This is a genomic window from Serratia sp. A07 (assembly GCF_058725505.1).
On record NZ_JBZXDO010000012.1, the window covers coordinates 53,628 to 78,065 of the forward strand.

The window sequence follows — 24,438 nt, forward strand, 5'->3', positions numbered from 1 at the left end:
CTTAACCCTCCTGGTGAGCGGCAGGGGACTGGGTCATCAGGTTGCGCACCCGGGTCTGCATCACTTTTTCCAGCAGCGGCTGGCTTTTCAGCTGATCCGGCACGTCCATCGAGATCGACTGTTGGCTCAGGCTGTCCAGCTCTTCCAGGAAGGCCTTGGTTGCCGGATCGGTGGTGTCGAAATAGGCGCGCACCCAGGTGGAGACGGTTTCCAGCGATTGCTTGTAGGTCTCGTTCTGGTGGCGCGGGATGGCCTGTGCGGCCACCAGTAGGCGCGAACGGATGTTTTCGCGCAGGTAGATGTCCTGGTTCGGTGCCAGCAGCGGCTCGGCGCTGGTGTCGCGGCGACGGATGGTGATGAAGTCGGCCATGAAATTGCGCCAGCTCTTGGCCAGGTTCTGCCGCCACTCGCCGATCGAGCTGGAGAGTTCGCTGCTGTTTTGATCCATCGGCGCTTCGTCGGTGTCGTTATCCGCCAGACGCAGGTTATCTACCTGATTGGACAGCTGATTGACCTTGAGGATGATGCCGTCGTAATCGACCTGGGTCAGCGTAGAAAGCGTGCTGATGTCTTCGGTAATGGCGCGGCGCACGTCGAGCAGGCTCGGATCGTTCATGTCCGCCAGGCTGGCGTCGGCGCTTTTCAGCAGCGCGGCGGCGCTGGTGACGTCCTGATCGCTCCACAGCTTGCGGCCGGCCATTTTCACCAGGAAATCAGCCTGCGCCAGCAGCCAGGTTTTGGCGTCGCTGCCGGAGATGGTCGCCACTTTTTCCTGCAGTTCGCTCAATTGGCGCGCCAGATTCGCCTGCTCGCGATCGGCGGCGTCCAGGGTTTTACCCTGCTGCTGCAACAGGCCCTCCAGCGCATTTCTTTCCTGCTGTTGGCTCTGCTTCACGCCTTCAAGCTGCTGCTGCAGCGCCTGATTGGCGGCGATCAGCTGTTGCGCCTGCTTGTGCGTGTGGTAATAGCCGCCCGCGCCGAGGGCGATGACCAGCACGATAGCGATCGCGCCGAGCACCGGGCCGGTGTTCTTTCCTTTGCGGCTGGCAGCGGCTGGCTGCTGGGAGCTCTCAACCGCGGTGGTTGGCTCTTCAACCGGGGCGGATGGGGTATTTTGTTCCGTCATAGTGGCACATCCCATAGTCAGATTATTGTAGCGCGCGGATCAGCGCGTCATTATCGGCGTTGTCAGCTACCCGAATCGTACGCCAGCCCAAGTCCCGGGCGAGGGTAGCCAGGCGTTCGCTCACTACTACCAGGCGGCAACGCAGCAGCCATGAAGAACGATAGTAATCAGGAACTAAAGTATAGAGCTGTTGTAACATTTCACCGCTGGTCACCACCAGCGTATCCACACCGGCGCGCTGCCAGTGGGCGCTTTGCTCGCTGCCGTCGTAGTGCACCGGGCTGCGTTGATAGCATTCATAATAGCTGACGTCGGCGCCGCGCTCGCTCAGCGTTGTGCCCAGCAGCTCGCGGCCGCCGTTGCCGCGCAAAATCAGCGCGCGTTTACCCGCCAGCTTTTGCAGCGCCGGCAGCAGCAGCAGCGTTTCGCTGATCTCGCGTTCTCGTGGGTATTCCACCGGCAAACTGCTGATGCGGTGCAGCGCCAGCCCGGTGGTGCGGCCGATGGCGTAATAAGTCAGGTGCGCGGGCCAGCTCAGCCCGGCGCGGCCGATGACCGAATCGGCATAGTTCACCGAATGCTGCGACAGCACGAACACCAGATCGCCGGTGCCAAGCTTCTGCAACGCCTGCGGCAGCTGCGGCAGATCGCCGCCGGGGGCGAAGTCGATCAGCGGTGCATGATAGGCAACCCGGCCGAGTGCGCGCAGCCGGCTCACTAACTGCTCGCCCGAAGGCGATGGGCGGGTTACCAGGATCGTCATGCCGGCGGATTTCCCTGGTAAACTTCGCGCAGGATCTCGCGTGCGCCGCGCGCCAGCAGCTCTTCCGCCAGCTCAACGCCCATCCGTTCAGCCTCGGCGGCCGGGCCGCGGCGTTCGCCGCGCACCATCTGGCTGCCGTCCGGCGCACCGACCAGGGCACGCAGCCACAGGCTGTCGCCATCCAGTTCGGCATAGCTGCCGATCGGCACCTGGCAGCCGCCTTCCAGACGGGTGTTCATCGCCCGTTCGGCGCGTACGCGGGTTTCGGTGGCTGCATGGTTCAGCGGCACCAGCAGCGCGCGGGTGACGCTGTCGTCGAGGCGGCATTCAATGCCGACCGCACCCTGGCCGACCGCCGGCAGGCACTCTTCGGCGCTCAGCGGGCTGCGGATGCGTTGCTCCAGCCCCAGGCGTTTCAGGCCGGCCACCGCCAGAATAATCGCGTCGTAATCGCCGTTGTCCAGCTTGGCCAGGCGAGTGCCGACGTTGCCGCGCAGGTCGCGCACGATCAGATCCGGGCGACGTTCACGCAGCTGGCACTGGCGGCGCAGGCTGGAAGTGCCGACCACGCTGCCCTGCGGCAGCTGATCGAGCGAGGCGAAACGGTTGGAAACAAAAGCGTCGCGCGGATCTTCGCGTTCGCAAATGGTGGTCAAACCCAGGCCGGCAGGGAAATCGACCGGCACGTCTTTCATCGAGTGCACGGCGATGTCGGCGCGACCTTCCAGCAGCGCCAGCTCGAGTTCTTTAACAAACAGGCCTTTACCGCCGACTTTCGCCAGCGGCGTATCCAGAATAACGTCGCCGCGCGTGACCATCGGCACCAACTCGACCTGCAGGCCGGGATGGCAGGCCATCAGACGTTGCTGCACATAATGTGCTTGCCAAAGTGCAAGCGGGCTTTGTCGGGTGGCAATTCGAATAATTTTGTCTAACATGCTTGTTACCGTTTTTATATTTCGCCATCCATCCTACCACTGAGAGCCAATACTGTCAGTGCAAGAAGCCGGAGGCGGAAAAAGGACAACGGAATCAAAGGGACGTGTGATGTGCTTTGGGGCAGTTAACACTGCGGGTAAATCGTTTAGGGAAGCGCTACAATAATTGTGAAGCGTTACCTCCTTTACGGTCAATCAGCAAGGTGTTAAATTGATCACGTTTCCAGCAATAAGTCGCCAAATATTCTTCTTACACTAACGGCGCTTATGGAATACGGGTTTTTTTCTAAACACCGGGATAATCAGGCGAGACGTCTTGTACCTCTACATCGAGACATTGAAGCAGAGACTGGATGCGATCAATCAGCTACGCGTCGATCGCGCCCTGGCGGCTATGAAGCCCGCGTTTCAACGGGTATACAGTCTGCTGCCCACCTTACTGCACCACCACCACCCGCTGATGCCGGGTTACCTGAACGGTAACGTTCCCCATGGCATTTGCCTCTACACGCCTGATGAAACTCAACAAGATTACCTGAACGATTTAGAAGACAAATGGGGCAGCCCGTTTGACAAACCGGCCAGCGGTGAGCTGCCGATCACCGGCGTCTACTCGATGGGCAGCACCTCGTCTATCGGCCAAAGCTGCAGCTCGGATCTCGACATCTGGGTCTGCCACCAGTCCTGGCTGGACAACGAAGAACGCACCCGCCTGCAGCAAAAATGCAGCCTGCTTGAGAAGTGGGCCGCCTCGATGGGGGTGGAAGTCAGCTTCTTCCTGATCGACGAAAACCGCTTCCGCCATAATGAAAGCGGCAGCCTGGGCGGCGAAGACTGCGGCTCGACGCAGCATATCCTGTTACTCGACGAATTCTATCGCACCGCGGTGCGCCTGGCCGGCAAACGCATCCTGTGGAACATGGTGCCGGGCGAAGAAGAAGCGCACTACGATGAATACGTGCTGTCGCTGTATGCGCAGGGCGCGCTGACGCCGAACGAGTGGCTGGATCTCGGCGGCCTGAGTTCGCTGTCGGCAGAAGAGTACTTCGGCGCCAGCCTGTGGCAGCTGTACAAGAGCATCGATTCGCCTTACAAGGCGGTGCTGAAGACCCTGCTGCTGGAAGCCTATTCCTGGGAATACCCCAATACCCAGCTGCTGGCGACGGACATCAAACACCGCCTGCATCAGGGGGAGATCGTCAGCTTCGGGCTCGATGCCTATTGCATGATGCTCGAGCGCGTGACCCGCTACCTGACCGACATCAACGACACCACCCGCCTCGATCTGGCCCGCCGCTGTTTCTACCTGAAAGTGTGTGAAAAGCTGTCGCTGGCCAAGGCCTGCGTCGGCTGGCGGCGCGAGATCCTCAGCCAGCTGGTCAGCGAGTGGGGCTGGAGCGAAGAGCGTCTGGCGATGCTGGACAACCGTGCCAACTGGAAAATCGAACGGGTGCGTGAAGCGCATAACGAGTTGCTCGACGCGATGATGCAGAGCTACCGCAACCTGATCCGTTTCGCCCGCCGCAACAACCTCAGCGTCAGCGCCAGCCCGCAGGATATCGGCGTGCTGACCCGCAAACTGTACGCGGCGTTCGAGGCGCTGCCCGGCAAGGTGACGCTGGTGAACCCGCAGATTTCGCCGGACCTGTCGGAAAACGATTTAACCTTTATTCACGTGCCGGTTGGCCGCGCCAACCGCACCGGCTGGTACCTGTATAATCAGGCGCCGGCCATGGATTCGATCGTCAGCCATCAGCCGCTGGAATATAACCGCTACCTGAACAAGCTGGTGGCCTGGGCCTATTTCAACGGCCTGCTGACTCCGCAGACCCGCCTGCACATCAAGAGCGGCAACCTGTGCGACACCGCCAAGCTGCAGGAACTGGTGGCCGACGTTTCCCATCACTTCCCGCTGCGCCTGCCGGCGCCGACGCCGAAAGCGCTGTACAGCCCGTGCGAAATTCGCCATCTGGCGATCATCGTCAATCTGGAAAACGATCCGACCGCCGCCTTCCGCAATCAGGTGGTGCACTTCGATTTCCGCAAGCTGGACGTGTTCAGCTTCGGCCAGCAGCAGCAGTGCCTGGTCGGCAGCATCGATCTGCTGTATCGCAACTCCTGGAATGAAGTGCGCACCCTGCATTTCAGCGGCGAGCAGTCGGTGCTGGAAGCGCTGAAAACCATTCTCGGCAAAATGCACCAGGACGCCGCGCCGCCGGAGTCGGTGGAAGTGTTCTGCTACAGCCAGCACCTGCGTGGCCTGATCCGCACCCGCATCCAGCAGTTGGTGTCGGAGTGCATTGAGCTGCGCCTGTCCAGCACCCGCCTGGAGCCTGGCCGCTTCAAGGCGGTACGCGTCGCCGGGCAGACCTGGGGGCTGTTCTTCGAGCGCCTGAGCGTGTCGGTGCAAAAGCTGGAGAACGCGGTGGAATTTTACGGTGCGATCTCCAACAACAAGCTGCACGGCCTGTCTATCAAGGTGGAAACCGATCAGGTGCATCTGCCGCCGGTGGTGGATGGCTTCGCCAGCGAGGGGATCATCCAGTTCTTCTTCGAAGACACCTCGGACGACAAGGGCTTCAACATCTATATTCTGGACGAGTCGAATCGGGTGGAGGTGTATCACCACTGCGAGGGCAGTAAAGAGGAGCTGGTGCGCGACGTCAGCCGCTTCTACTCTTCATCGCACGATCGCTTTACCTACGGCTCCAGCTTCATCAACTTCAACCTACCGCAGTTCTATCAGATCGTGCAGCTCGACGGGCGCACGCAGGTGATCCCGTTCCGCAGCAACGTGCTGTCCAGCCTGTGCGTGACGGTGGCCGATGGCGCCGCACAGCCGCTCAAACAGCAGTTCCAGCTGCATTGACGCCGCAAGGGCTCGGTTGCCGAGCCCTGCATCGCCTCAGGAAAACTGCAGTTCCTCACCGGCCTGTGCGCTGGCCGCTTCGCTGAGCAGCTGATAAAACGGCTGCCCGCTGCGATCGCATAGCCAGACGCCGTCGCGGTAGTTGAAGTGGTAACCGCCGGCCTTGGTGGCGAGCCACACCTGGTGCAGCGGCTCTTGGCGGTTGATGACGATTTTGGTGCCGTTTTCGAAGCTCAGCGTCATCACGCCGCCATTGGTTTCGTAATCGATGTCCGCATCGCCGTCAAAATCGTCCAGTGTCTCTTCAATATTCAGCATCAGCTGGTCGGCCAACTGATGAAACTCGCTGTCGTTCATATTCAATTCCTATTGCTTTTCATGATCCACCTGCGATTATAGAGACCTTGGACGCATGAATTACAGGCATTAATGCAAATGAAAAAACAACTACGCTATGCGCTGATGGCAGTTCTGCTTACCGGCCTCGCCGGCTGTGGTCTGAAGGGCCCGCTTTACTTCCCACCTGCCGATTCCGCCGGCCAAAAACCGGCCAAGCCGCCGGTGCAAACGGGCGATCAGGTGCAAAAGAACCAGCAGGAGCAGTCTGGCTCTCAGCAAAAACCGTCGATGGTCGACCAGTAACACCCTGTTTGCGGTGGCGAGCGCCGCCGCAAAATCAAGACGGATAGCGCGTCCAGATAGCGGAGTATGATATGCAGTTCTCCAAAATGCACGGTCTGGGCAACGACTTTATGGTGGTCGATGCCGTTACACAGAATGTCTATTTTTCACCTGAGCTGATCCGCCGGCTGGCCGATCGGCACCTGGGCGTCGGCTTTGACCAGATGCTGGTGGTAGAACCGCCTTACGATCCCGAGCTGGATTTTCACTACCGAATTTTCAACGCCGACGGCAGCGAAGTGGCGCAGTGCGGCAACGGCGCGCGCTGCTTCGCGCGCTTTGTGCGGCTGAAAGGGCTGACCAACAAGCGCGATATCCGCGTCAGCACCCAAACCGGGCGCATGGTGCTCAGCGTCACCGACGACGATCTGGTGTGCGTCAACATGGGTGAGCCGAACTTCGATCCGCAGGCGGTGCCGTTCCGCGCCGCCAAGGCCGAAAAGACCTACATCATGCGCGCGGCGGAACAGACCGTGCTGTGCGGCGTGGTGTCGATGGGCAACCCGCATTGTGTTTTGCAGGTGGATGATGTAAAAACCGCCAAGGTGGAGCTGCTCGGGCCGGTGCTGGAAGGGCATGAGCGCTTCCCGGAACGGGCCAACATCGGCTTTATGCAGGTGGTCAGCCGCGATCACATCAAGCTGCGCGTTTACGAGCGCGGCGCCGGCGAAACGCAGGCCTGCGGCAGCGGCGCCTGTGCGGCGGTGGCGGTGGGGATCCAACAGGAATTGCTGTCAGAAGAGGTGCATGTAGAACTGCCGGGCGGCAGCCTGCATATTCGCTGGAAAGGGCCGGGCAACGCGCTGTTTATGACCGGCCCGGCAACCCATGTCTATGACGGATTTATTCATCTATGAAGAGCGTAGAAGAACAGAGCGTCGCCGGCCTGGCGCTGGATGACGACACCGTGATGCAGTATCTGCTGCAGAACCCGGATTTCTTTATTCGCAACGCACGCCAGGTTGAGCAGATGCGCGTGCCGCACCCGGTGCGCGGCACCGTTTCGCTGGTGGAATGGCATCTGGCCCGCCAGCGCAATCACATCGAACGGCTGGAAGAAGAGATCACGCTGTTGATGGAACAGGCCAGCGCCAACGAAGGGCTGTTCGCCCGGTTGCTGCACCTGCAGGCCGATTTGGCCACCGCCGACAGCCTGCAGGACATGCTCAACCGGCTGCAGCGCTGGGCGCGCGGCTTCGGTTTGGCCGGTGCCACGGTGCGCCTGTTCGCCGAACGCTGGAAGATCGGCGCGCCTTCCGACTTTACCCACCTGGCGCTGACGCGTTCGGCATTCGAGCCGTTCCGCATTCAGCGGCTGGGCAGCGAACAACACTACCTCGGCGGCCTGAACGGCCCCGAACTGCTGCTGCTGTTGCCGCAGGCCAAACAGATTGGCCAGATTGGCTCGGTGGCGCTGTCGATGCTGGGCGACGACGGCGAACTGGGCATGGTGATCTTCAGCAGCCGCGATACGCAACACTATCAGCAGGGCATGGGCACGGTGATGCTCAATCAACTGGCGCGCATGCTGCCGGAACTGCTGGAACGCTGGGTCGAACGCGCATGACGCCGATTGCGCCCAGCCTGCAGCAGCCGGTGGACGCTTTTCTGCGTTATCTCAAGGTAGAACGGCAACTCAGCCCGCTGACGCAGCTCAGCTATTCGCGCCAGTTGGCGGCGCTGATGCGCCTGGCGCAGGAGATTGGCGTCACCGACTGGACGGCGCTGGACGCCGCCCGAGTGCGCATGCTGGCGGCGCGCAGCAAACGCGCCGGCCTGCAGTCCGCCAGCCTGGCGCTGCGGCTCTCTTCGTTGCGCAGTTTCCTCGACTGGCTGGTCAGCCAGGGCGTATTGCACGCCAACCCCGCCAAGGGCATCCGCACGCCGCGCAGCGGCCGCCATCTGCCGAAAAACATTGACGTCGATGAAATGAACCAGCTGCTGGAGATCGATCTCAACGATCCGCTGGCGGTGCGCGATCGCGCCATGCTTGAGGTGATGTACGGCGCCGGCCTGCGCCTCTCCGAGCTGGTGGGGTTGGATTGCCGCCATGTCGACATGGCCGCCGGCGAGGTATGGGTGATGGGGAAAGGCAGCAAAGAGCGCAAATTGCCGATCGGGCGCACCGCCGTCACCTGGCTGGAACACTGGCTGGCGATGCGCGATCTGTTCGGGCCGGAAGATGACGCGATGTTCCTGTCCAATCAGGGGCGGCGCATTTCGACGCGCAACGTGCAAAAGCGCTTCGCCGAATGGGGCGTGAAACAGGGCGTCAACAGCCATATCCACCCGCACAAGCTGCGCCACTCCTTCGCGACCCACATGCTGGAGTCCAGCGGCGATCTGCGCGCGGTGCAGGAGCTGCTCGGCCACGCCAACCTGACCACCACGCAAATTTATACCCACCTCGACTTTCAACATCTGGCGAACGTGTACGATGCCGCGCATCCGCGCGCCAAACGGGGGAAATCCTGATGCATTTTTATCGCCCGCTGCGCCCGCTGGCGGCGCTGACTTTCGATCTGGACGACACGCTGTATGACAATCGCCCGGTGATTAGACAGACCGAACAACAGTCGGTGGCCTTCCTGCAGAGCTACCATCCCGGTCTGAACAGCTTCCAGTCGGCGGATTTCCACCGCCTGCGCCAGGAGCTGCGCGAACAGGATCCGGAGATCTACCACGACGTCACCCAGTGGCGCTGGCGCGCTATTCATCTGGCGCTGAGCCGGCAGGGGCTGCGCGATGCCGACGCGGCGATCGGGGCCGATGCGGCGATGCAAAACTTCGCGCTGTGGCGCAGCCGCATCGAGGTACCGGAAGCGACCCACGCCACGCTGAAGGCGCTGGCCGCGCGCTATCCGCTGGTGGCGATCACCAACGGCAACGCCGATCCGGCGCAGTGTGGCCTGGACGGCTATTTCCAGTTCGTGTTGCGCTCCGGGCCGGACGGGCGTGCCAAACCGTACCAGGACATGTACCACCTGGCCGTCGAGCGGCTGGGCGTGGCGCCCGAGCAGATTCTGCACGTGGGCGACGATCTGACTACCGACGTCGCCGGCGCGCTGCGCGCGGGGCTGCAGGCCTGTTGGATCAACGATCGGCAACGCTGCCTGATGCGGGCCGCCGACAGCCGCCTGCTGCCGCATATTGAGATTTCGCAGTTGGCATCGCTGACAGCATTGTTATAATCCCTGCCAGAACTCTGTATAAATTTCCAGTGAAAAACCCGTCAGCGGCGGGTTTTCCCTTAACCATTAGTGGTGCCTATGGACGTCTCCGATCTGCTCGACAGCCTGAATGAAAAACAACGTGAAGCCGTGGCGGCGCCGCGCAGCAACCTGTTGGTTCTGGCCGGGGCGGGCAGCGGCAAGACCCGGGTACTGGTGCATCGCATCGCCTGGCTGCTGTCGGTGGAGAACTGTTCGCCGTATTCGATCATGGCGGTGACCTTCACCAACAAGGCGGCGGCGGAAATGCGCCACCGTATCGAACATCTGATCGGCACCAGTCAGGGTGGCATGTGGATCGGCACCTTCCACGGCCTGGCGCATCGTCTGTTGCGCGCCCACCATCTGGAAGCCAACCTGCCGCAGGATTTCCAGATCCTCGACAGCGACGACCAGCTGCGGCTGCTCAAGCGCATCATCAAGGCGCTGAACGTCGACGAGAAGCAGTGGCCGCCGCGTCAGGCGATGTGGTACATCAACGGCAAGAAAGACGAGGGCCTGCGGCCACAGCACGTCGAGACCTACAACAACCCGGTAGAGGCCACCTGGCTGCGCATCTACCAGGCCTATCAGGAAGCCTGCGATCGCGCGGGGCTGGTGGATTTCGCCGAGCTGCTGCTGCGCGCGCACGAGCTGTGGCTGAACAAGCCGCATATCCTCAACCACTACCGCGAACGTTTCACCAACGTGCTGGTGGACGAATTCCAGGATACCAACAGCATCCAGTACGCCTGGATCCGTCTGCTGGCGGGCGGCAACAGCAACGTGATGATCGTCGGTGACGATGACCAGTCGATCTACGGCTGGCGCGGCGCGCAGGTGGAAAACATCCAGCGCTTCCTGAAAGATTTCCCCGGTGCGGAAACCATCCGCCTGGAGCAGAACTACCGTTCCACCAGCAACATCCTGAAAGCGGCCAACACCCTGATCGCCAACAACGACGGGCGCATGGGTAAAAACCTGTGGACCGAAGGCGGCGAAGGCGAACCGATCTCCATTTACTGTGCCTTCAACGAACTCGACGAAGCGCGCTTCGTGGTCAACCGCATCAAGACCTGGCAGGACAACGGCGGGGCGCTGAACGACTGCGCCATCCTGTACCGCAGCAACGCCCAGTCGCGCGTGCTGGAAGAGGCGCTGCTGCAGACGGCGATGCCGTACCGCATCTACGGCGGCCAGCGCTTCTTCGAACGCCAGGAAATCAAGGATGCGCTGGCTTACCTGCGCCTCATTTCCAACCGCAACGACGATGCGGCCTTCGAGCGCGTGGTCAACACCCCGACGCGCGGCATCGGCGATCGTACCCTCGACGTGGTGCGCCAGGCGGCGCGCGATCGCCAGCTGACGCTGTGGCAGGCGACGCGCGAGCTGATGCAGGACAAAGTGTTGGCCGGCCGCGCCGCGTCGGCGCTGCAGCGCTTTATCGAACTGGTGGAGTCGCTGGCGCATGAAACCGCCGACATGCCGCTCCACGTGCAGACCGACCGGGTGATCCGCGATTCCGGGCTGTTCATCATGTATGAGCAGGAGAAAGGCGAAAAGGGGCAGGCGCGCATCGAAAACCTTGAGGAACTGGTGACGGCGACGCGCCAGTTCAGCTATCAGGAAGAAGATCAGGATCTGATGCCGCTGCAGGCGTTCCTGTCGCATGCGGCCCTGGAGGCGGGCGAAGGCCAGGCCGACGCCTACCAGGACGCGGTGCAGCTGATGACCCTGCACTCCGCCAAGGGCCTGGAGTTCCCGCTGGTGTTTATCGTCGGCATGGAAGAAGGCATGTTCCCGAGCCAGATGTCGCTGGATGAAGGCGGCCGTCTGGAAGAGGAGCGCCGCCTGGCCTATGTGGGCGTAACGCGCGCCATGCAGAAACTGACGCTGACCTATGCCGAAACGCGCCGTCTGTACGGCAAAGAGGTTTACCACCGGCCGTCGCGCTTTATCGGCGAGCTGCCGGAAGAGTGCGTGGAAGAAGTGCGCCTGCGCGCCAGCGTCTCGCGCCCGGTCAATCACCGCCGCATGGGCACGCCGATCAGCGAGAACGATACTGGCTACAAGCTGGGCCAGCGCGTGCGCCATCCCAAGTTTGGCGAAGGCACCATCGTCAATTTGGAGGGCAGCGGCGAGCACAGCCGGCTGCAGATCGCTTTCCCGGGCGAGGGCATCAAGTGGCTGGTGGCGGCCTACGCTCGCCTGGAAACGGTATAAAGAGAGGGGAGAGTTGCAGGGGCACGCCCCTGCAATCGTTCATTATCAGTGAGGGTAGCGATCGCCGACCTGCGCGGTGGCATACCAGCGCATTACCGCTTCGGTGCCTTCGCCGCCTTCCTGCGGCGCCCATTGCATGCAGTCCTCTTCGGTCAGTGCCTGATACGGGCCCTGCTTCACTTCGAATACCACGCCGCCGGCATCGACCGACAGCACCGCATGCCAGGTAAATGCCGGCATCTCCAGCACTTTGGTTTCTTCGCCGAGCAGGGTGCGCTGCGTGACGACGCCGTCATCGTTGAACTGTAACACGACAAAACGGCCGCGCAGCGGCGTCAGCAATTCCCAGGTTTGCGGGTGACGGTGCGGGCGGATATAGGTGCCGGGTTCCATGGCGATCGCCAGGCGTTGCACCGGGTCGCTCAACTCTTCGTGTAAAGTGCGGTGCGCGCGCAGGCGGGCCACGCTGGCGGCCTGTTCGCTCATCGCGGTCAGTTCATGGGCGGTAATCTGTTTCATCATTTAAATCCGCATGCTTGTCGTACCATTAGGGTGATGTCATCTTAACAACATTCTTGTTGGCGGTAAGCGATCGCCGCGACTTTTTCAGCACGGTTTAAGCGCCATTTTTACCATTGATCATCGTGATGATTTGTTGCGCAATTATCCCGCCTAACGTGTTGACAGGCTTTTTCCTCTCGGCGTAACATGCGCGCACTATTATCATTGAGGACAGACGCCTTGGACACACCCAGTAGATACTGGCTCACTGACCTGCGCCGCAGGTATAACTTCTAAGGCTCTCCGTTTTTGCTGATAGCCTTCGTGGTTGTCGGCGACCCCGCAAAGCGTCGCTATGAGTCAGATCTCTTCATGGTCTGAAACAAATCGGTGATACGCATCCCCTCTGTTTCTGTGCTTCAACGCGTTGTCCGCACCCGTTACCTTCACGGAGTTTTGGCACATGCTGAGCGCTTTTAAATTAGATAACCGCCGCTTGTCCCGTCTGGAGCTGGACGACTCGGATGATCTCACGTCATCGCTGTGGGTTGACCTGGTCGAGCCGGAAGAGGGCGAGCGTGAGCGCGTGCAGAATGAGCTGGGACAAAGCCTGGCGACGCGTCCCGAGCTGGACGACATCGAAGCCTCCGCCCGTTTCTTCGAAGATGAAGACGGTCTGCATATCCACTCCTTCTTCTACTTTGAAGATGCGGAAGATCACGCCGGCAACTCCACGGTGGCGTTCACCATCCGCGACGGCCGCCTGTATACCCTGCGCGAGCGTGAACTGCCGGCGTTTCGCCTGTACCGCATGCGCGCCCGCAACCAGACCATGCTTGAAGGCAACGCCTACGAACTGCTGCTGGATCTGTTCGAAACCAAGATTGAGCAGTTGGCGGATGAGATAGAGAACATCTACAGCGATCTGGAACAGCTCAGCCGGGTGATCATGGAAGGGCATCAGGGCGACGAATACGACGCCGCGCTGTCGACGCTGGCGGAGCTGGAAGATATCGGCTGGAAGGTGCGTTTGTGTCTGATGGATACCCAGCGCGCGCTCAACTTCCTGGTGCGCAAGGCACGTCTGCCGACCGGCCAGCTGGAGCAGGCGCGTGAAGTGCTGCGCGACATCGAATCCCTGCTGCCGCACAACGAATCGCTGTTCCAGAAGGTGAACTTCCTGATGCAGGCGGCGATGGGCTTCATCAACATCGAGCAGAACCGCATCATCAAGATCTTCTCGGTGGTGTCGGTGGTGTTCCTGCCGCCAACGCTGGTAGCCTCCAGCTACGGCATGAACTTCGAATTCATGCCGGAGCTGAAATGGTCGTTCGGCTACCCGGGCGCCATCACCTTGATGATCCTGGCCGGCCTGGCCCCTTACCTGTACTTCAAGCGCAAGAACTGGCTGTAACCCGGCGGCGCCGGGCTCAGCGCAGCTTGCGCTGGATATAGAGCGCGTCGAGGGTGAACAGGATCAGCGCCGCCCAGATAAAGCCGAAGGTCACCAGTTTGTCCTGGCCGACGGTTTCGCCGTAGAAGGTGACCGCCAGCAGGAACATCAGCGTCGGGCCGAGATACTGGAAGAAACCGAGCGTCGACAGGCGCAGCCGGGTGGCCGCCGCGGTGAAGCACAGCAGCGGCACGGTGGTGACGATACCGGCGGCGACCAGCAGCAGGTTCAGCGACCACGGGTTGGCGCTCAGGTGGCTGGTGGGACTGTCGGCGAGCAGGAACAGATAGGCCGCCGCCACCGGCAGCAGCCACAGCGTTTCGATCAGCATGCCGGTCTGGGCGTCGATGGCGATTTTCTTGCGCAGCAGGCCGTAGAAGGCGAAGCTGAACGCCAGCCCCAGACCGATGATCGGCAACGAGCCGAACTGCCAGAGCTGTACCAGCACCCCGGTGAACGCCAGCGCCACCGCCACCCACTGCATGCGGCGGAAGCGTTCGCCGAGAAACAGCATCCCCAACAGCACGTTAACCAGCGGGTTGATGAAGTAGCCCAGGCTGGCCTCGAGCATATGGTGGTTGTTCACCGCCCAGATGAACAGCAGCCAGTTGCCGCCGATCAACAGCGCGGTGACCGCCAGCAGCAGCAGCCGTTTGCGATTTTGACAGGCGGCCCGCACTTTCGGCCAGCTGCGGCCCAGCGAGATCAGCGCCAGCATGAAGAAAAACGACCAGATGATCCGGTGGGTGAGGATCTCATCGGCGGGCACTTGCTGAATCAGTTTGAAATAGGCCGGGGCGATGCCCCACATAAAATAGGCGGCCAGGGCGAAGAAAATGCCCTGACGCGTTTGCTTTGCGTCCATGACGTCACTCGGGTGGGGAACGTAAGATGCGGTGAGTGTACTGAAGACGCTCACCGCACACAATCATCAGCCGACCAGATAGGTGGCGGTGGCGGTCGCGATATGCAGGCCGTCGTGGTTATGCAGCTCTACGCGCGCGACGGCGACCTTGTTGCCGCTGCGCAGCACGCTGGCGGAGGCGACGAAGTGCTCGCCGCGGCCAGGGCGCAGGTAATCGACGCGCAGATCGATGGTGCCCATGCGCGACAGCTTGGCGGCGATCTCCTCTTCGATCAGCGGCTCCAGGCGCGTCAGCACGCCGCCGGCGCAGGCCAATCCGGCGGCGACGTCAAGCACCGCGGCGATCACGCCACCGTGCAGAATTTCCTGTGCCGCGTTGCCCACCAGCTTGCGTTGGTTGGTGAAGCTCAGCTCGACGTAATCATCGTCGAAGCGGCGCAGCTCCAGGCCAAGCTCGCGGTTGAACGGCATGTGGTAGACAAAGATTTCGCCGATCTTGCGGCGGGCGGCTTCCAGGGTCAGTGGTGTGGTCGACATAGCGGGTTTCCGTTTTTCTTTTGCGTTTTAAGGGAGCTAACTGGTCAGTCCAGGTTAATGGAATGTTGATTTTATGCTTAACCTTTGTTGCTTTCCAGACTATTCCAATAAAACCGACCTGCGCTGCGGTAAAGCCTCCTTTGTGTGTAAAATGGCCTGATTTTTTCCGGGCTTGCCCTTTTTCGTTGGAGTGAGGAGAGGTTATGCGCATTTTGTCAGGGATCGTTTCCGCCACGCTGCTGATGCCAGCGCTGGCATTGGCTGAGGAAGCCAAAGAGCAGCAGATTCACGATAAGCCGGCGGTGCGCGGCAGCATTATCGCCAACCTGCTGCAGGAGCACGATAATCCGTTCACGCTGTATCCTTACGATCCCAATTATCTGCTGTACACCGACACCAGCGATATCAACAAAGAGGCCATCAAGACGTACAACTGGGCCGACAAGGCGCGCAAGGACGAGGTGAAATACCAGCTTAGCCTGGCGTTTCCGCTGTGGCGGGGCATTGCCGGCGACAACTCGGTGCTCGGCGCGTCTTATACTCAGCGCTCCTGGTGGCAATTGTCCAACCGCGGCGAGTCTTCGCCGTTCCGCGAAACCAACTACGAGCCGCAGCTGTTCGTGGGGTGGGCGACCGATTACCGTTTTGCCGGTTGGACGCTGCGCGATGTTGAAATCGGCGTTAACCATCAGTCTAACGGCCGTTCGGATCCGACGTCGCGCAGCTGGAATCGCGGCTATGCGCGGCTGATGGCGCAAAACGGCAACTGGCAGGTGGATCTCAAGCCCTGGTTCCGTTTCTCGGAGAGCTCGAGCAACGACGACAACCCGGACATCACCAAATACATGGGATACTACCGGTTGAAGGTCGGTTACGCCTGGGGCGACAGCGTGTTCAGCGTCGACAGCCACTACAACTGGAACAGCGGCTACGGCGGCGCGGAGCTGGGCTGGAGCTATCCGATCACCCGCAACGTGCGTTTCTATACCCAGGTGTTCAGCGGCTACGGCGAATCGCTGATCGACTATAACTTCCGGCAGACACGGGTGGGCGTTGGTGTCATGCTGAACGATATTATGTAATCATACCCGCTGGGTGTGTACCGATGAAAAAATGGGGAAGTGTGTGTCAACCGCAGCAGTGATTAACAGAGAGTTGCTGGCCGAACAGGTATTGCGCGATACCTTTGGCTACCAGCAATTCCGTCCGGGCCAACAAACGATTATCAACGCCGCGATCGGCGGGCAGGATTGCCTGGTGGTGATGCCGACCGGCGGCGGCAAGTCGCTGTGTTACCAAATCCCGGCGCTGGTGATGGACGGCCTGACGCTGGTGGTTTCCCCGCTGATCTCGCTGATGAAGGACCAGGTCGACCAACTGTTGGCCTACGGCGTTTCCGCCGCCTGCTACAACTCGACGCAAACCCGCGAGGAGCAGCTGGACGTTATGGCCGGCTGCCGCAACGGTACCATCAAGATGCTGTACATCGCGCCGGAACGGCTGATGATGGAAAGCTTCCTCAGCCTGCTCGATCACTGTCCGCCGGCGATGCTGGCGGTGGATGAGGCGCACTGTATTTCGCAGTGGGGCCATGACTTCCGGCCGGAATATCGCGCGCTGGGTCAGCTGAAACAGCGCTTCCCGTCGATGCCGGTGATCGCGCTGACCGCCACCGCCGACGAGTCCACCCGCGGCGATATCGTGCGCCTGCTGTCGCTGCAGGATCCGCTGGTGCAGGTCAGCAGCTTCGACCGGCCGAACATCCGCTACACGCTGGTGGAAAAATTCAAACCGCTCGATCAGCTGTGGCGCTTCGTGCAGGATCAGCGCGGCAAGAGCGGCATTATCTATTGCAACAGCCGCGCCAAGGTGGAAGACACCGCCGCGCGTCTGCAAAGCCGCGGGCTGAGCGTCGGCGCCTACCACGCCGGGCTGGACAACGATCGCCGCGCGCAGGTGCAGGAAGCGTTCCAGCGTGACGATTTGCAGGTGGTGGTGGCTACCGTCGCCTTCGGCATGGGCATCAATAAACCCAACGTGCGCTTCGTGGTGCATTTCGACATCCCGCGCAATATTGAATCCTATTATCAGGAGACCGGCCGCGCCGGGCGCGACGGCCTGCCGGCCGAAGCCATCCTGCTGTACGATCCGGCCGACATGGCCTGGCTGCGCCGCTGCCTGGAGGAAAAACCCGCCGGGCAGCAGTTGGACATCGAGCGCCACAAGCTGAACGCCATGGGCGCGTTCGCCGAGGCGCAAACCTGCCGCCGCCTGGTGCTGCTCAACTATTTCGGCGAAGGCAAGCACGAGAACTGCGGCAACTGCGACATCTGCCTCGATCCCCCCAAACGTTACGACGGGCTGGAGGATGCGCGCAAAGCGCTGTCCTGCGTGTACCGCGTCGGCCAGCGCTTCGGCCTCGGGTACATCGTGGAAGTGCTGCGCGGCTCCAACAACCAACGCATTCGCGAATACGGCCACGATAAGCTGCCGGTGTACGGCATCGGCCGCGATCAAACCACCGAACACTGGACCAGCGTGCTGCGTCAGCTGATCCACCTGGGCTTTATCACCCAGAACATCGCCATGCACTCGGCGCTGCAATTGACCGAGGCGGCGCGCCCGGTGTTGCGCGGCGAGGTGGCGCTGCAGCTGGCGGTGCCGCGCATCCAGAGCCTGAAGTCGCGCAGCAGCGCCAACCAGAAATCCTACGGCGGCAATTACGATCGCAAGCTGTTCGCCAAGCTGCGCAAACTGCGCAAATCGATCGCCGACGAAGAAAACATTCCGCCTTATGTGGTGTTCAACGACGCCACGCTGCTGGAAATGGCCGAACAGATGCCGATCAAGGCCGGCGATCTGCTGAGCGTCAACGGCGTCGGCCAGCGCAAACTGGAGCGTTTCGGCGCGCCCTTTATGGCGATGATCCGCGACCATCTCGACAATGACGAAGACTGAGGGCGATAAATCATGCTGATGCTGTTTCTCACCGTGGCGCTGGTGCATCTGATTGCGCTGATGAGCCCGGGGCCGGACTTCTTTTTCGTGTCGCAAACCGCCGCCAGCCGCTCGCGCCGCGAGGCGATGATGGGCGTGGTCGGCATTTCGCTCGGCATCGTGGTGTGGGCCGGCGTGGCGTTGATGGGTCTGCATCTGATCCTGCAGAAGATGGCCTGGCTGCATCAGATCATCATGGTCGGCGGCGGCATTTACCTGTGCTGGATGGGGTGGCAGCTGCTGCGTTCCGCGCGGGCGCAGCAAGCGCAGCCGGCGGCGGAGACTCAGGTGGCGTTGCCGAAGGCCGGGCGCAGCTTTATTCGCGGCTTCCTGACCAATCTGTCCAACCCGAAAGCGGTGATCTATTTCGGCAGCGTGTTCTCGCTGTTCGTTGGCGACAGCGTCGGCGCCGGGGCGCGCTGGGGACTGTTCCTGCTGATCGTCGCCGAGACCTTCGTCTGGTTCAGCCTGGTGGCGGTGGTGTTCGCGCTGCCGGCGATGCGCCGCGGCTACCAGCGGTTGGCCAAGTGGATCGACGGGGTGGCGGGCGTGCTGTTCACCGGCTTCGGGTTACACCTGATCTTTACCCGCTGATCGGCAGTGACATGCCCAAGGCCGAGCAGCGATGCCCGGCCTTTTTTGTCAGGCTTTGCGGGCGGTCGCCAGCAGCCCCGCCACCAAAATGAACAGCGAACCGAACACCCGGTTGAGCAGCTGCATCTGGCGCGGCGTTCTCAGCCAGCCGGCGATGCGCGTCGCCAGGGTGGCGTAACCGATCATCACCAGAATATCCACCACCACGGTAGTGACGCCGAGCACCAGATACTGCTCGGCCTGCGGCTGATTGGGCAAGATGAACTGCGGGAACAGCGCAGCGAGGAACACGATGCTTTTCGGGTTGGTCAGGTTGACCAGTACCGCGCGGCGGAACAGACGGCGGCGCGGCATGCTGCCCGCCAGCGCATGCAGATCCAGCGCTCCGGCGGCGCGCCATTGCTGGATGCCGAGCCACACCAGGTAGGCGGCGCCCAGCCATTTCAGCAGCTCGAACGCCAGCAGCGATTGAGAAATCAGCGCGCCGAGGCCGATGCCCACCAGTACGATGTGCGCGCTCAACCCGACCTGCAGCCCGGCGATCGACGCGGCGGCGCCGCGATAGCCGTGGCTGATGCCGGTGCTCATGGTGTTGATGGCGCCTGAGCCGGGGGACAGGCTGAGGATAAGCGTGGTCAGCAGGTAGGTTAACCACCAGTCCAAGGTCATGGTTCTCGGCTCCCTGAAAGTGTCGTTTTGTGCCACAATGCGCCGAGGCGGCGCCGTTTTTTGTAAGAATTGAATCACAATACGCTAGTATGATTTCTTGTGCCAGCGGTCACATTTTCCGCCGGCCCCACAGGGAAAACGCTCTCGATGACCTCGTTCACTCTCAGCTCCGATGACTGGTTAACGCGTGAAACGCAGTTCGCTGCCTTCGCCACCGGGCCGCTGCTGGACTTCTGGCGGCTGCGGGAAGAGGGCGAGTTCAGCGGCGTGGACGGCGTGCCGATCCGCTTTGTGCGTTTTCGCTCCGCGCGACATCAGCGGGTGGTGGTGGTCAGCCCCGGCCGCATCGAGAGCTACGTGAAATACCCCGAGGTGGCCTACGATCTGTTCCACTGCGGTTACGACGTGGTGATCGTCGATCATCGCGGCCAGGGGCGCTCCGGCCGTTTACTGGCGGATACGCACCGCGGTCATGTGGTAAACTTCGCCGACTACGTGGACGATTTCGAGCAGCTTTGGCAGCGCGAGGTCGAATCGCGCGGTTATCGGCAGCGCTTCGCGCTGGCGCATTCGATGGGCGGCGCGATCCTGGCGCAGTTCCTGCAGCGTCGGCCGCAGGCATTCGACGCGGCGGCGTTTTGCGCGCCGATGTTCGGCATCCAGTTGCCGATGCCGGGCTGGCTGGCCGACCGTATTCTCGACTGGGTGGAGACGCGCCCGGCGATCCGCGACTACTACGCGGTGGGCACCGGCCAGTGGCGTCCGTTGCCCTATGTGGTCAACGTGTTGACCCACAGCCGCGAGCGCTATCGGCGCAGCCTGCGCTATTACGCCGATTACCCCGAGCTGCAGGTGGGCGGGCCGACCTACCATTGGGTGCGGGAGAGCATCCGCGCCGGCCGGCAGATTATCGCTCAGGCCGGGGAGATAACAACGCCGCTGTTGCTTTTGCAGGCCGGTGAGGAACGGGTGGTCGACAACCGTTCGCATCAGGCTTTTTGTCAGGCTCTGTCAGACGCGGGGCGCCCTTGCGAAGGGGGGCTCCCGTGGGTTATCAACGGCGCACGCCATGAGATCCTGTTCGAGCGGGACGCGATGCGCGCCGAAGCACTGAACGCAATCCTGCGCTTCTTTGCTCAACACTTAGGCGGCGCGCTGCCGCCGACAACTCCATCAGAGGTTAGAACATAACGCTATGTATCACGTCGTCGCTTCCGATTTAGATGGCACGCTGCTGTCTCCCGACCATACCCTGTCGCCGTACGCCAAAGAAACGCTGAAGTTGCTGACCCAGCGCGGCGTGCATTTCGTGTTCGCCACCGGCCGTCACCATATCGACGTGGCGCAGATCCGCGACAGCCTGGAGATCAGCGCCTTTATGATCACCTCCAACGGCGCGCGGGTGCACAACACCGCCGGCGAGTTGATCTTCAGCCATAACCTGGACGGGGATATCGCCCGCGATCTGTACGGCATGCTGCACGACGATCCGGAGATCACCACCAACGTCTACCGCAACGATGACTGGTTCATCAACCGCGAAAGCCCGGAGCAGGAAGAGTTCTTCCAGGAGTCGGTGTTCAAATATCAGCTGTTCGAGCCGGGCCTGCTGGAAACCGACGGTGTCTGTAAGGTCTACTTCACCTGCGAAGATCACGAGCGGCTGCTGCAGGTGGAAGATGCCATCAACGCGCGCTGGGGCGATCGGGTCAACGTCAGCTTCTCGTTCCCGACCTGCCTGGAAGTGATGGCGGGTGGAGTGTCGAAAGGGCATGCGCTGGAAGAAGTGGCCAAAATCATCGGCTATACGCTGCAAGAGTGCATCGCCTTCGGCGACGGCATGAACGATCTGGAGATGCTGTCGATGGCCGGCAAGGGCTGCATCATGCGCGACGCGCATCAGCGCCTGAAGGATATGCTGCCGGAGCTGGAAGTGATCGGCTCCAACGTCGATAACGCGGTGCCGCACTACCTGCGCAAGATGTTCCTCTGAAATCACCCGGCCGTTTCTCTGAAATAACAAGGGCGCCTTGCGGCGCCCTTAAAGTCAATGATAAACCGGATGACGTTGCCGAGCTGACAGAGGGCAATATCTAAAAAAACAAGGAAAATCAATTTATTGATTTTCGACTGATATCCACAAAGGCGGAAAAACCACGTTTTTTCCTCCTTTGTCAGCAATTCAAGGGCGCCTTGCGGCGCCCTTGGCATTACTTGTGCTGGCCCTGCTTCTGCAGGAACTGCACGCCCTTGTCCGGGAAGTCGGTGAACACACCGTCGACGCCGGCCTGGTTGTAAATCACGTCATACAGCTGGTTCACGTCGGTCACGTACTTCGGCAGCGCATCGGCGCGGATGGTGAACGGGTGCACTGCCAGCTTGCTGGCATGCGCTTCTTTCACCATGTCGGTCAGCACGATGTGGCCCGGCTTGGATTGATCCGCGACCACCAGCATGTGGTAGTCCGGCCCGATGCCGTCGGCATATTGAGCGATTTTCTTCATCGCGCCCGGCTTGAACATCCAGTCGTAGTCGTACTCTACCCACTTGCCGTCGGCTTTCTGCTCGTAGGTTTCCTGCCAGTCGTTATAGGCGATCAGCTGCACCAGCTTCAGATCCATGCCCAGCTTCGGCTCCAGCTCGTTCTTGATGCGTTTGAGCTCGTTGGCGTCGAAGCACTGCAGGTAGACGTTATCGTTCTTGCCGGTGTAACCGTACTGCTTGAGTACCGCCAGCACTTTGCTGGAGATGTCTTTGCCTTCCTGTTTGTGGAACCACGGCGCCTTGATTTCAGGGTAGATGCCGATGTTTTTGCCGGTCGAATGGTTCAGACCCTGCACGAACTCGATCTCTTCCTGGAAGGTGTGTACGCGGAAGTCGGATTTGCCCATCGGGAAGCGGCCAGGATAGCCCTGTACCTTCTTGCCGTTTTCGATTTCAAAGCCTTCGGTGAACTTCAGCGATTTGATCTCCGCCAGCGTAAAGTCGATGGCGTAGTAGCGGCCGTCTTTGCGCGCGCGGTCCGGGAAGCGTTTGGCGACGTCGGTGACGCGATCGAGGTAATGGTCGTGCAGCACCACCAGCTCGTTGTCCTTGGTCATCACCAGATCTTGTTCGAGGTAATCGGCGCCCTGGGCGTAGGCCATCGCTTTCGCCGGCAGGGTATGTTCCGGCAGGTAGCCGCTGGCGCCGCGGTGGGCGATCACCACTTTGTCCGCTGCCTGTGCGGCGCTGACCATCGAGGTGGCGAGAATGATCCCTGTCAGCAGGGCTTTGACTTGAGTCCGCATTCCGTTTTTCTCCGTGTTGTTGGGGGCAGGGTAGTAAAAAGGCCGCAGGGCGGCCTTTAAATCATGCAAAAGTCGTGTGACGCTTAACCGCGCTTGGCGGCGATTTCCGCGTGGTGTTTCTTTTCGTTCAGCATGGTCAGCAGCAGCAGGATAACCGCCAGCACGCCGCCGCCGATCATCACCATGAAGCCGCCGTCCCAACCGAAGAAGTCCACGGTGTAACCGACGATGGCGCTGGCTGCAACCGAGCCGCCCAGGTAACCGAACAGGCCGGTGAAGCCCGCGGCGGTGCCGGCGGCTTTCTTCGGCGCCAGCTCCAGTGCGTGCAGGCCGATCAGCATCACCGGGCCGTAGATCAGGAAGCCGATGACCAGCATACAGATCATGTCCACGGTCGGGTTACCGGCCGGGTTCATCCAGAACACCACGGTGGCGATGGTCACCAGCGTCATGAAGAACACGCCGGTGGCGCCGCGGTTGCCTTTGAACACTTTGTCCGACATCCAGCCGCACAGCAGGGTGCCCGGGATACCGGCGTATTCATACAGGAAGTAGGCCCAGGACGACTTGTCCAGTGCGAAGTGTTTCACTTCTTTCAGGTAGGTCGGCGACCAGTCCAGAATGCCGTAACGCAGCAGATAGACGAACACGTTGGCGACCGCGATGTACCACAGCAGCTTGTTCGGCAGAATGTACTGCATGAAGATCTGCTTGGCGGTCAGCTCTTCTTCGTCTTTTTCGCTGTAGTCGTCCGGATAGTCGTTTTTGTACTCTTCAATCGGCGGCAGGCCGCAGGATTGCGGGGTGTCGCGCATCAGGGCGAAGGCGATCAGGGCCACCAGGATGGCGCCGAAGGCCGGCATGTACAGCGCCGCGTGCCAGTCGTTGAACCAGGCCATACCCAGCAGGAACAGCAGCGGCGGCAGGCCGCCACCCACGTTGTGGGCGCAGTTCCAGATGGAAACGATGCCGCCGCGTTCTTTCTGCGACCACCAGTGCACCATGGTGCGGCCGCACGGCGGCCAACCCATGCCCTGGAACCAGCCGCACAGGAACAGCAGGACGAACATGATGGCGATGCTGGAGGTGGCCCACGGCACGAAGCCCATGAACAACATCACCGCCGCCGCCAGGATCAGGCCGGCAGGCAGGAACACCCGCGGGTTGGAACGGTCGGAGACCGAACCCATGATGAATTTGGAGAAGCCGTAGGCGATGGATATGCCCGACAGCGCGAAGCCGAGGTCACCGCGGCTGAAGCCTTGTTCGATCAGGTAAGGCATGGCCAGGGTGAAGTTCTTACGCACCAGATAGTAAGCGGCGTAACCGAAGAAGATCCCCAGGAAAATTTGCCAGCGCAGCTTACGGTAGAGCGGGTCTACCTTATCGCTCGGCACACGGGCGGTGTGTGCGGCCGGCTTAAAAATACTCAACATGAGCGCCTCCGATGGCTTTATCTGTTATCACATCAATATGACCTTTTACGTTCATTTGATGATTGAGCGGATATCGAATGTGGTGTTTTTGTGTTCCATAACGAGCGCCATTGTCATCAAATACGCCTGGTGTCGCTGTGACGAATGGCGCAATTGTTACACTTTCATGAAACCACGGCGGATTTTGAGCGATTCGTTAACGTTATGAAATAGAAAAACGTCCAAAAATCGTGATTATGATCACATTGATGGTTTTTTGTGGACATTTTTATTTCGTTTCATGTTCG

Annotated in this window: 23 protein-coding genes; 13 read left to right on the forward strand and 10 right to left on the reverse strand. The window is 60.9% G+C overall.

Annotated elements, in window-relative coordinates:
* Position 1 precedes the first annotated feature (1 nt).
* The 3 genes from hemX to hemC are packed head-to-tail and all read right to left on the reverse strand — an operon-like array spanning position 2 to position 2,827.
* Positions 2–1,126 carry a uroporphyrinogen-III C-methyltransferase gene (gene hemX / locus AC4PR2_RS14170; protein ID WP_038874084.1) on the reverse strand — a complete coding sequence of 375 codons (1,125 nt, stop codon included), beginning with the start codon at positions 1,124–1,126 and terminating at the stop codon, positions 2–4.
* 22 nt (positions 1,127–1,148) lie between these two features.
* On the reverse strand, positions 1,149–1,889 hold the full coding sequence (gene hemD / locus AC4PR2_RS14175; protein ID WP_089186667.1) for a uroporphyrinogen-III synthase: 741 nt from the start codon (positions 1,887–1,889) through the stop codon (positions 1,149–1,151).
* Positions 1,886–2,827: a hydroxymethylbilane synthase gene (gene hemC / locus AC4PR2_RS14180; protein ID WP_038874089.1), complete on the reverse strand. Its 942-nt coding sequence runs from the start codon at positions 2,825–2,827 to the stop codon at positions 1,886–1,888. Before hemC ends, hemD begins: the two co-directional genes overlap by 4 nt.
* Positions 2,828–3,143: 316 nt before the next feature.
* Between hemC and AC4PR2_RS14185 the strand changes: the two genes are divergently transcribed.
* On the forward strand, positions 3,144–5,696 hold the full coding sequence (locus AC4PR2_RS14185) for a class I adenylate cyclase (RefSeq protein WP_019452546.1): 2,553 nt from the start codon (positions 3,144–3,146) through the stop codon (positions 5,694–5,696).
* A 36-nt stretch (positions 5,697–5,732) separates the two neighbouring features.
* Here the strand turns inward: AC4PR2_RS14185 and cyaY are convergent, their stop codons facing one another.
* The gene (cyaY, locus tag AC4PR2_RS14190; RefSeq protein WP_049200053.1) at positions 5,733–6,053 is read right to left on the reverse strand and encodes an iron donor protein CyaY; all 321 of its coding nucleotides are present in this window, start codon (positions 6,051–6,053) and stop codon (positions 5,733–5,735) included.
* Positions 6,054–6,131: 78 nt separating this feature from the next.
* On the opposite strand from cyaY, the gene lptM reads away from it, so the two are divergent.
* From lptM to uvrD, 6 genes are all read left to right on the forward strand, one after another.
* Positions 6,132–6,338: an LPS translocon maturation chaperone LptM gene (gene lptM / locus AC4PR2_RS14195; protein ID WP_048232385.1), complete on the forward strand. Its 207-nt coding sequence runs from the start codon at positions 6,132–6,134 to the stop codon at positions 6,336–6,338.
* Positions 6,339–6,409: 71 nt separating this feature from the next.
* Complete coding sequence (gene dapF, locus AC4PR2_RS14200; protein ID WP_084826275.1) at positions 6,410–7,234, forward strand: diaminopimelate epimerase; 825 nt, start codon at positions 6,410–6,412, stop codon at positions 7,232–7,234.
* Positions 7,231–7,944, forward strand: a complete 714-nt coding sequence (locus AC4PR2_RS14205) for a DUF484 domain-containing protein (protein ID WP_038874100.1) — start codon at positions 7,231–7,233, stop codon at positions 7,942–7,944. Before dapF ends, AC4PR2_RS14205 begins: the two co-directional genes overlap by 4 nt.
* Positions 7,941–8,852 (forward strand): tyrosine recombinase XerC, encoded by a 912-nt coding sequence (gene xerC / locus AC4PR2_RS14210; protein WP_033654013.1) that lies wholly within the window; start codon positions 7,941–7,943, stop codon positions 8,850–8,852. The genes AC4PR2_RS14205 and xerC overlap by 4 nt, the downstream gene beginning before the upstream one ends.
* Positions 8,852–9,568 carry a 5-amino-6-(5-phospho-D-ribitylamino)uracil phosphatase YigB gene (yigB, locus tag AC4PR2_RS14215; RefSeq protein WP_100396582.1) on the forward strand — a complete coding sequence of 239 codons (717 nt, stop codon included), beginning with the start codon at positions 8,852–8,854 and terminating at the stop codon, positions 9,566–9,568. Before xerC ends, yigB begins: the two co-directional genes overlap by 1 nt.
* A 78-nt stretch (positions 9,569–9,646) precedes the next feature.
* The gene (gene uvrD, locus AC4PR2_RS14220) at positions 9,647–11,809 is read left to right on the forward strand and encodes a DNA helicase II (RefSeq protein ID WP_038874108.1); all 2,163 of its coding nucleotides are present in this window, start codon (positions 9,647–9,649) and stop codon (positions 11,807–11,809) included.
* Between the two features lie 45 nt (positions 11,810–11,854).
* Here uvrD and AC4PR2_RS14225 read toward each other — a convergent pair whose 3' ends face one another.
* The gene (locus AC4PR2_RS14225) at positions 11,855–12,328 is read right to left on the reverse strand and encodes a WbuC family cupin fold metalloprotein (RefSeq protein ID WP_025160392.1); all 474 of its coding nucleotides are present in this window, start codon (positions 12,326–12,328) and stop codon (positions 11,855–11,857) included.
* Between the two features lie 445 nt (positions 12,329–12,773).
* Here AC4PR2_RS14225 and corA point away from each other — a divergent pair, with 445 nt between their 5' ends.
* Complete coding sequence (gene corA, locus AC4PR2_RS14230; protein ID WP_004934262.1) at positions 12,774–13,724, forward strand: magnesium/cobalt transporter CorA; 951 nt, start codon at positions 12,774–12,776, stop codon at positions 13,722–13,724.
* Positions 13,725–13,740: 16 nt separating this feature from the next.
* Here corA and rarD read toward each other — a convergent pair whose 3' ends face one another.
* Together rarD and AC4PR2_RS14240 are read right to left on the reverse strand one after the other, a co-directional pair.
* A complete protein-coding gene (gene rarD / locus AC4PR2_RS14235) occupies positions 13,741–14,628 on the reverse strand; it encodes an EamA family transporter RarD (RefSeq protein WP_197803950.1) in 888 nt (295 codons plus the stop codon).
* 66 nt (positions 14,629–14,694) lie between these two features.
* Positions 14,695–15,165 (reverse strand): thioesterase family protein, encoded by a 471-nt coding sequence (locus AC4PR2_RS14240; RefSeq protein ID WP_016929489.1) that lies wholly within the window; start codon positions 15,163–15,165, stop codon positions 14,695–14,697.
* Between the two features lie 203 nt (positions 15,166–15,368).
* On the opposite strand from AC4PR2_RS14240, the gene pldA reads away from it, so the two are divergent.
* The 3 genes from pldA to rhtC are packed head-to-tail and all read left to right on the forward strand — an operon-like array spanning position 15,369 to position 18,756.
* Positions 15,369–16,247 (forward strand): phospholipase A, encoded by an 879-nt coding sequence (pldA, locus tag AC4PR2_RS14245; RefSeq protein WP_004934270.1) that lies wholly within the window; start codon positions 15,369–15,371, stop codon positions 16,245–16,247.
* Positions 16,248–16,290: 43 nt separating this feature from the next.
* Entirely contained in the window at positions 16,291–18,123 is a 1,833-nt protein-coding gene (recQ, locus tag AC4PR2_RS14250) for an ATP-dependent DNA helicase RecQ (protein ID WP_060424201.1), read from the forward strand.
* A 12-nt stretch (positions 18,124–18,135) separates the two neighbouring features.
* Entirely contained in the window at positions 18,136–18,756 is a 621-nt protein-coding gene (gene rhtC, locus AC4PR2_RS14255) for a threonine export protein RhtC (protein WP_142109126.1), read from the forward strand.
* A gap of 48 nt (positions 18,757–18,804) precedes the next feature.
* Here rhtC and rhtB read toward each other — a convergent pair whose 3' ends face one another.
* Positions 18,805–19,425: a homoserine/homoserine lactone efflux protein gene (gene rhtB, locus AC4PR2_RS14260; protein ID WP_025304879.1), complete on the reverse strand. Its 621-nt coding sequence runs from the start codon at positions 19,423–19,425 to the stop codon at positions 18,805–18,807.
* Between the two features lie 147 nt (positions 19,426–19,572).
* Here rhtB and pldB point away from each other — a divergent pair, with 147 nt between their 5' ends.
* Together pldB and yigL are read left to right on the forward strand one after the other, a co-directional pair.
* Positions 19,573–20,616 (forward strand): lysophospholipase L2, encoded by a 1,044-nt coding sequence (gene pldB, locus AC4PR2_RS14265; RefSeq protein ID WP_033649643.1) that lies wholly within the window; start codon positions 19,573–19,575, stop codon positions 20,614–20,616.
* A gap of 4 nt (positions 20,617–20,620) precedes the next feature.
* Complete coding sequence (yigL, locus tag AC4PR2_RS14270; protein WP_019452532.1) at positions 20,621–21,418, forward strand: sugar/pyridoxal phosphate phosphatase YigL; 798 nt, start codon at positions 20,621–20,623, stop codon at positions 21,416–21,418.
* 217 nt (positions 21,419–21,635) lie between these two features.
* Here the strand turns inward: yigL and glpQ are convergent, their stop codons facing one another.
* Both glpQ and glpT read right to left on the reverse strand, forming a co-directional pair.
* The gene (glpQ, locus tag AC4PR2_RS14275) at positions 21,636–22,715 is read right to left on the reverse strand and encodes a glycerophosphodiester phosphodiesterase (protein WP_197803946.1); all 1,080 of its coding nucleotides are present in this window, start codon (positions 22,713–22,715) and stop codon (positions 21,636–21,638) included.
* A gap of 83 nt (positions 22,716–22,798) precedes the next feature.
* The gene (gene glpT, locus AC4PR2_RS14280) at positions 22,799–24,151 is read right to left on the reverse strand and encodes a glycerol-3-phosphate transporter (RefSeq protein ID WP_047729425.1); all 1,353 of its coding nucleotides are present in this window, start codon (positions 24,149–24,151) and stop codon (positions 22,799–22,801) included.
* Between the last annotated feature and the right edge of the window lie 287 nt (positions 24,152–24,438).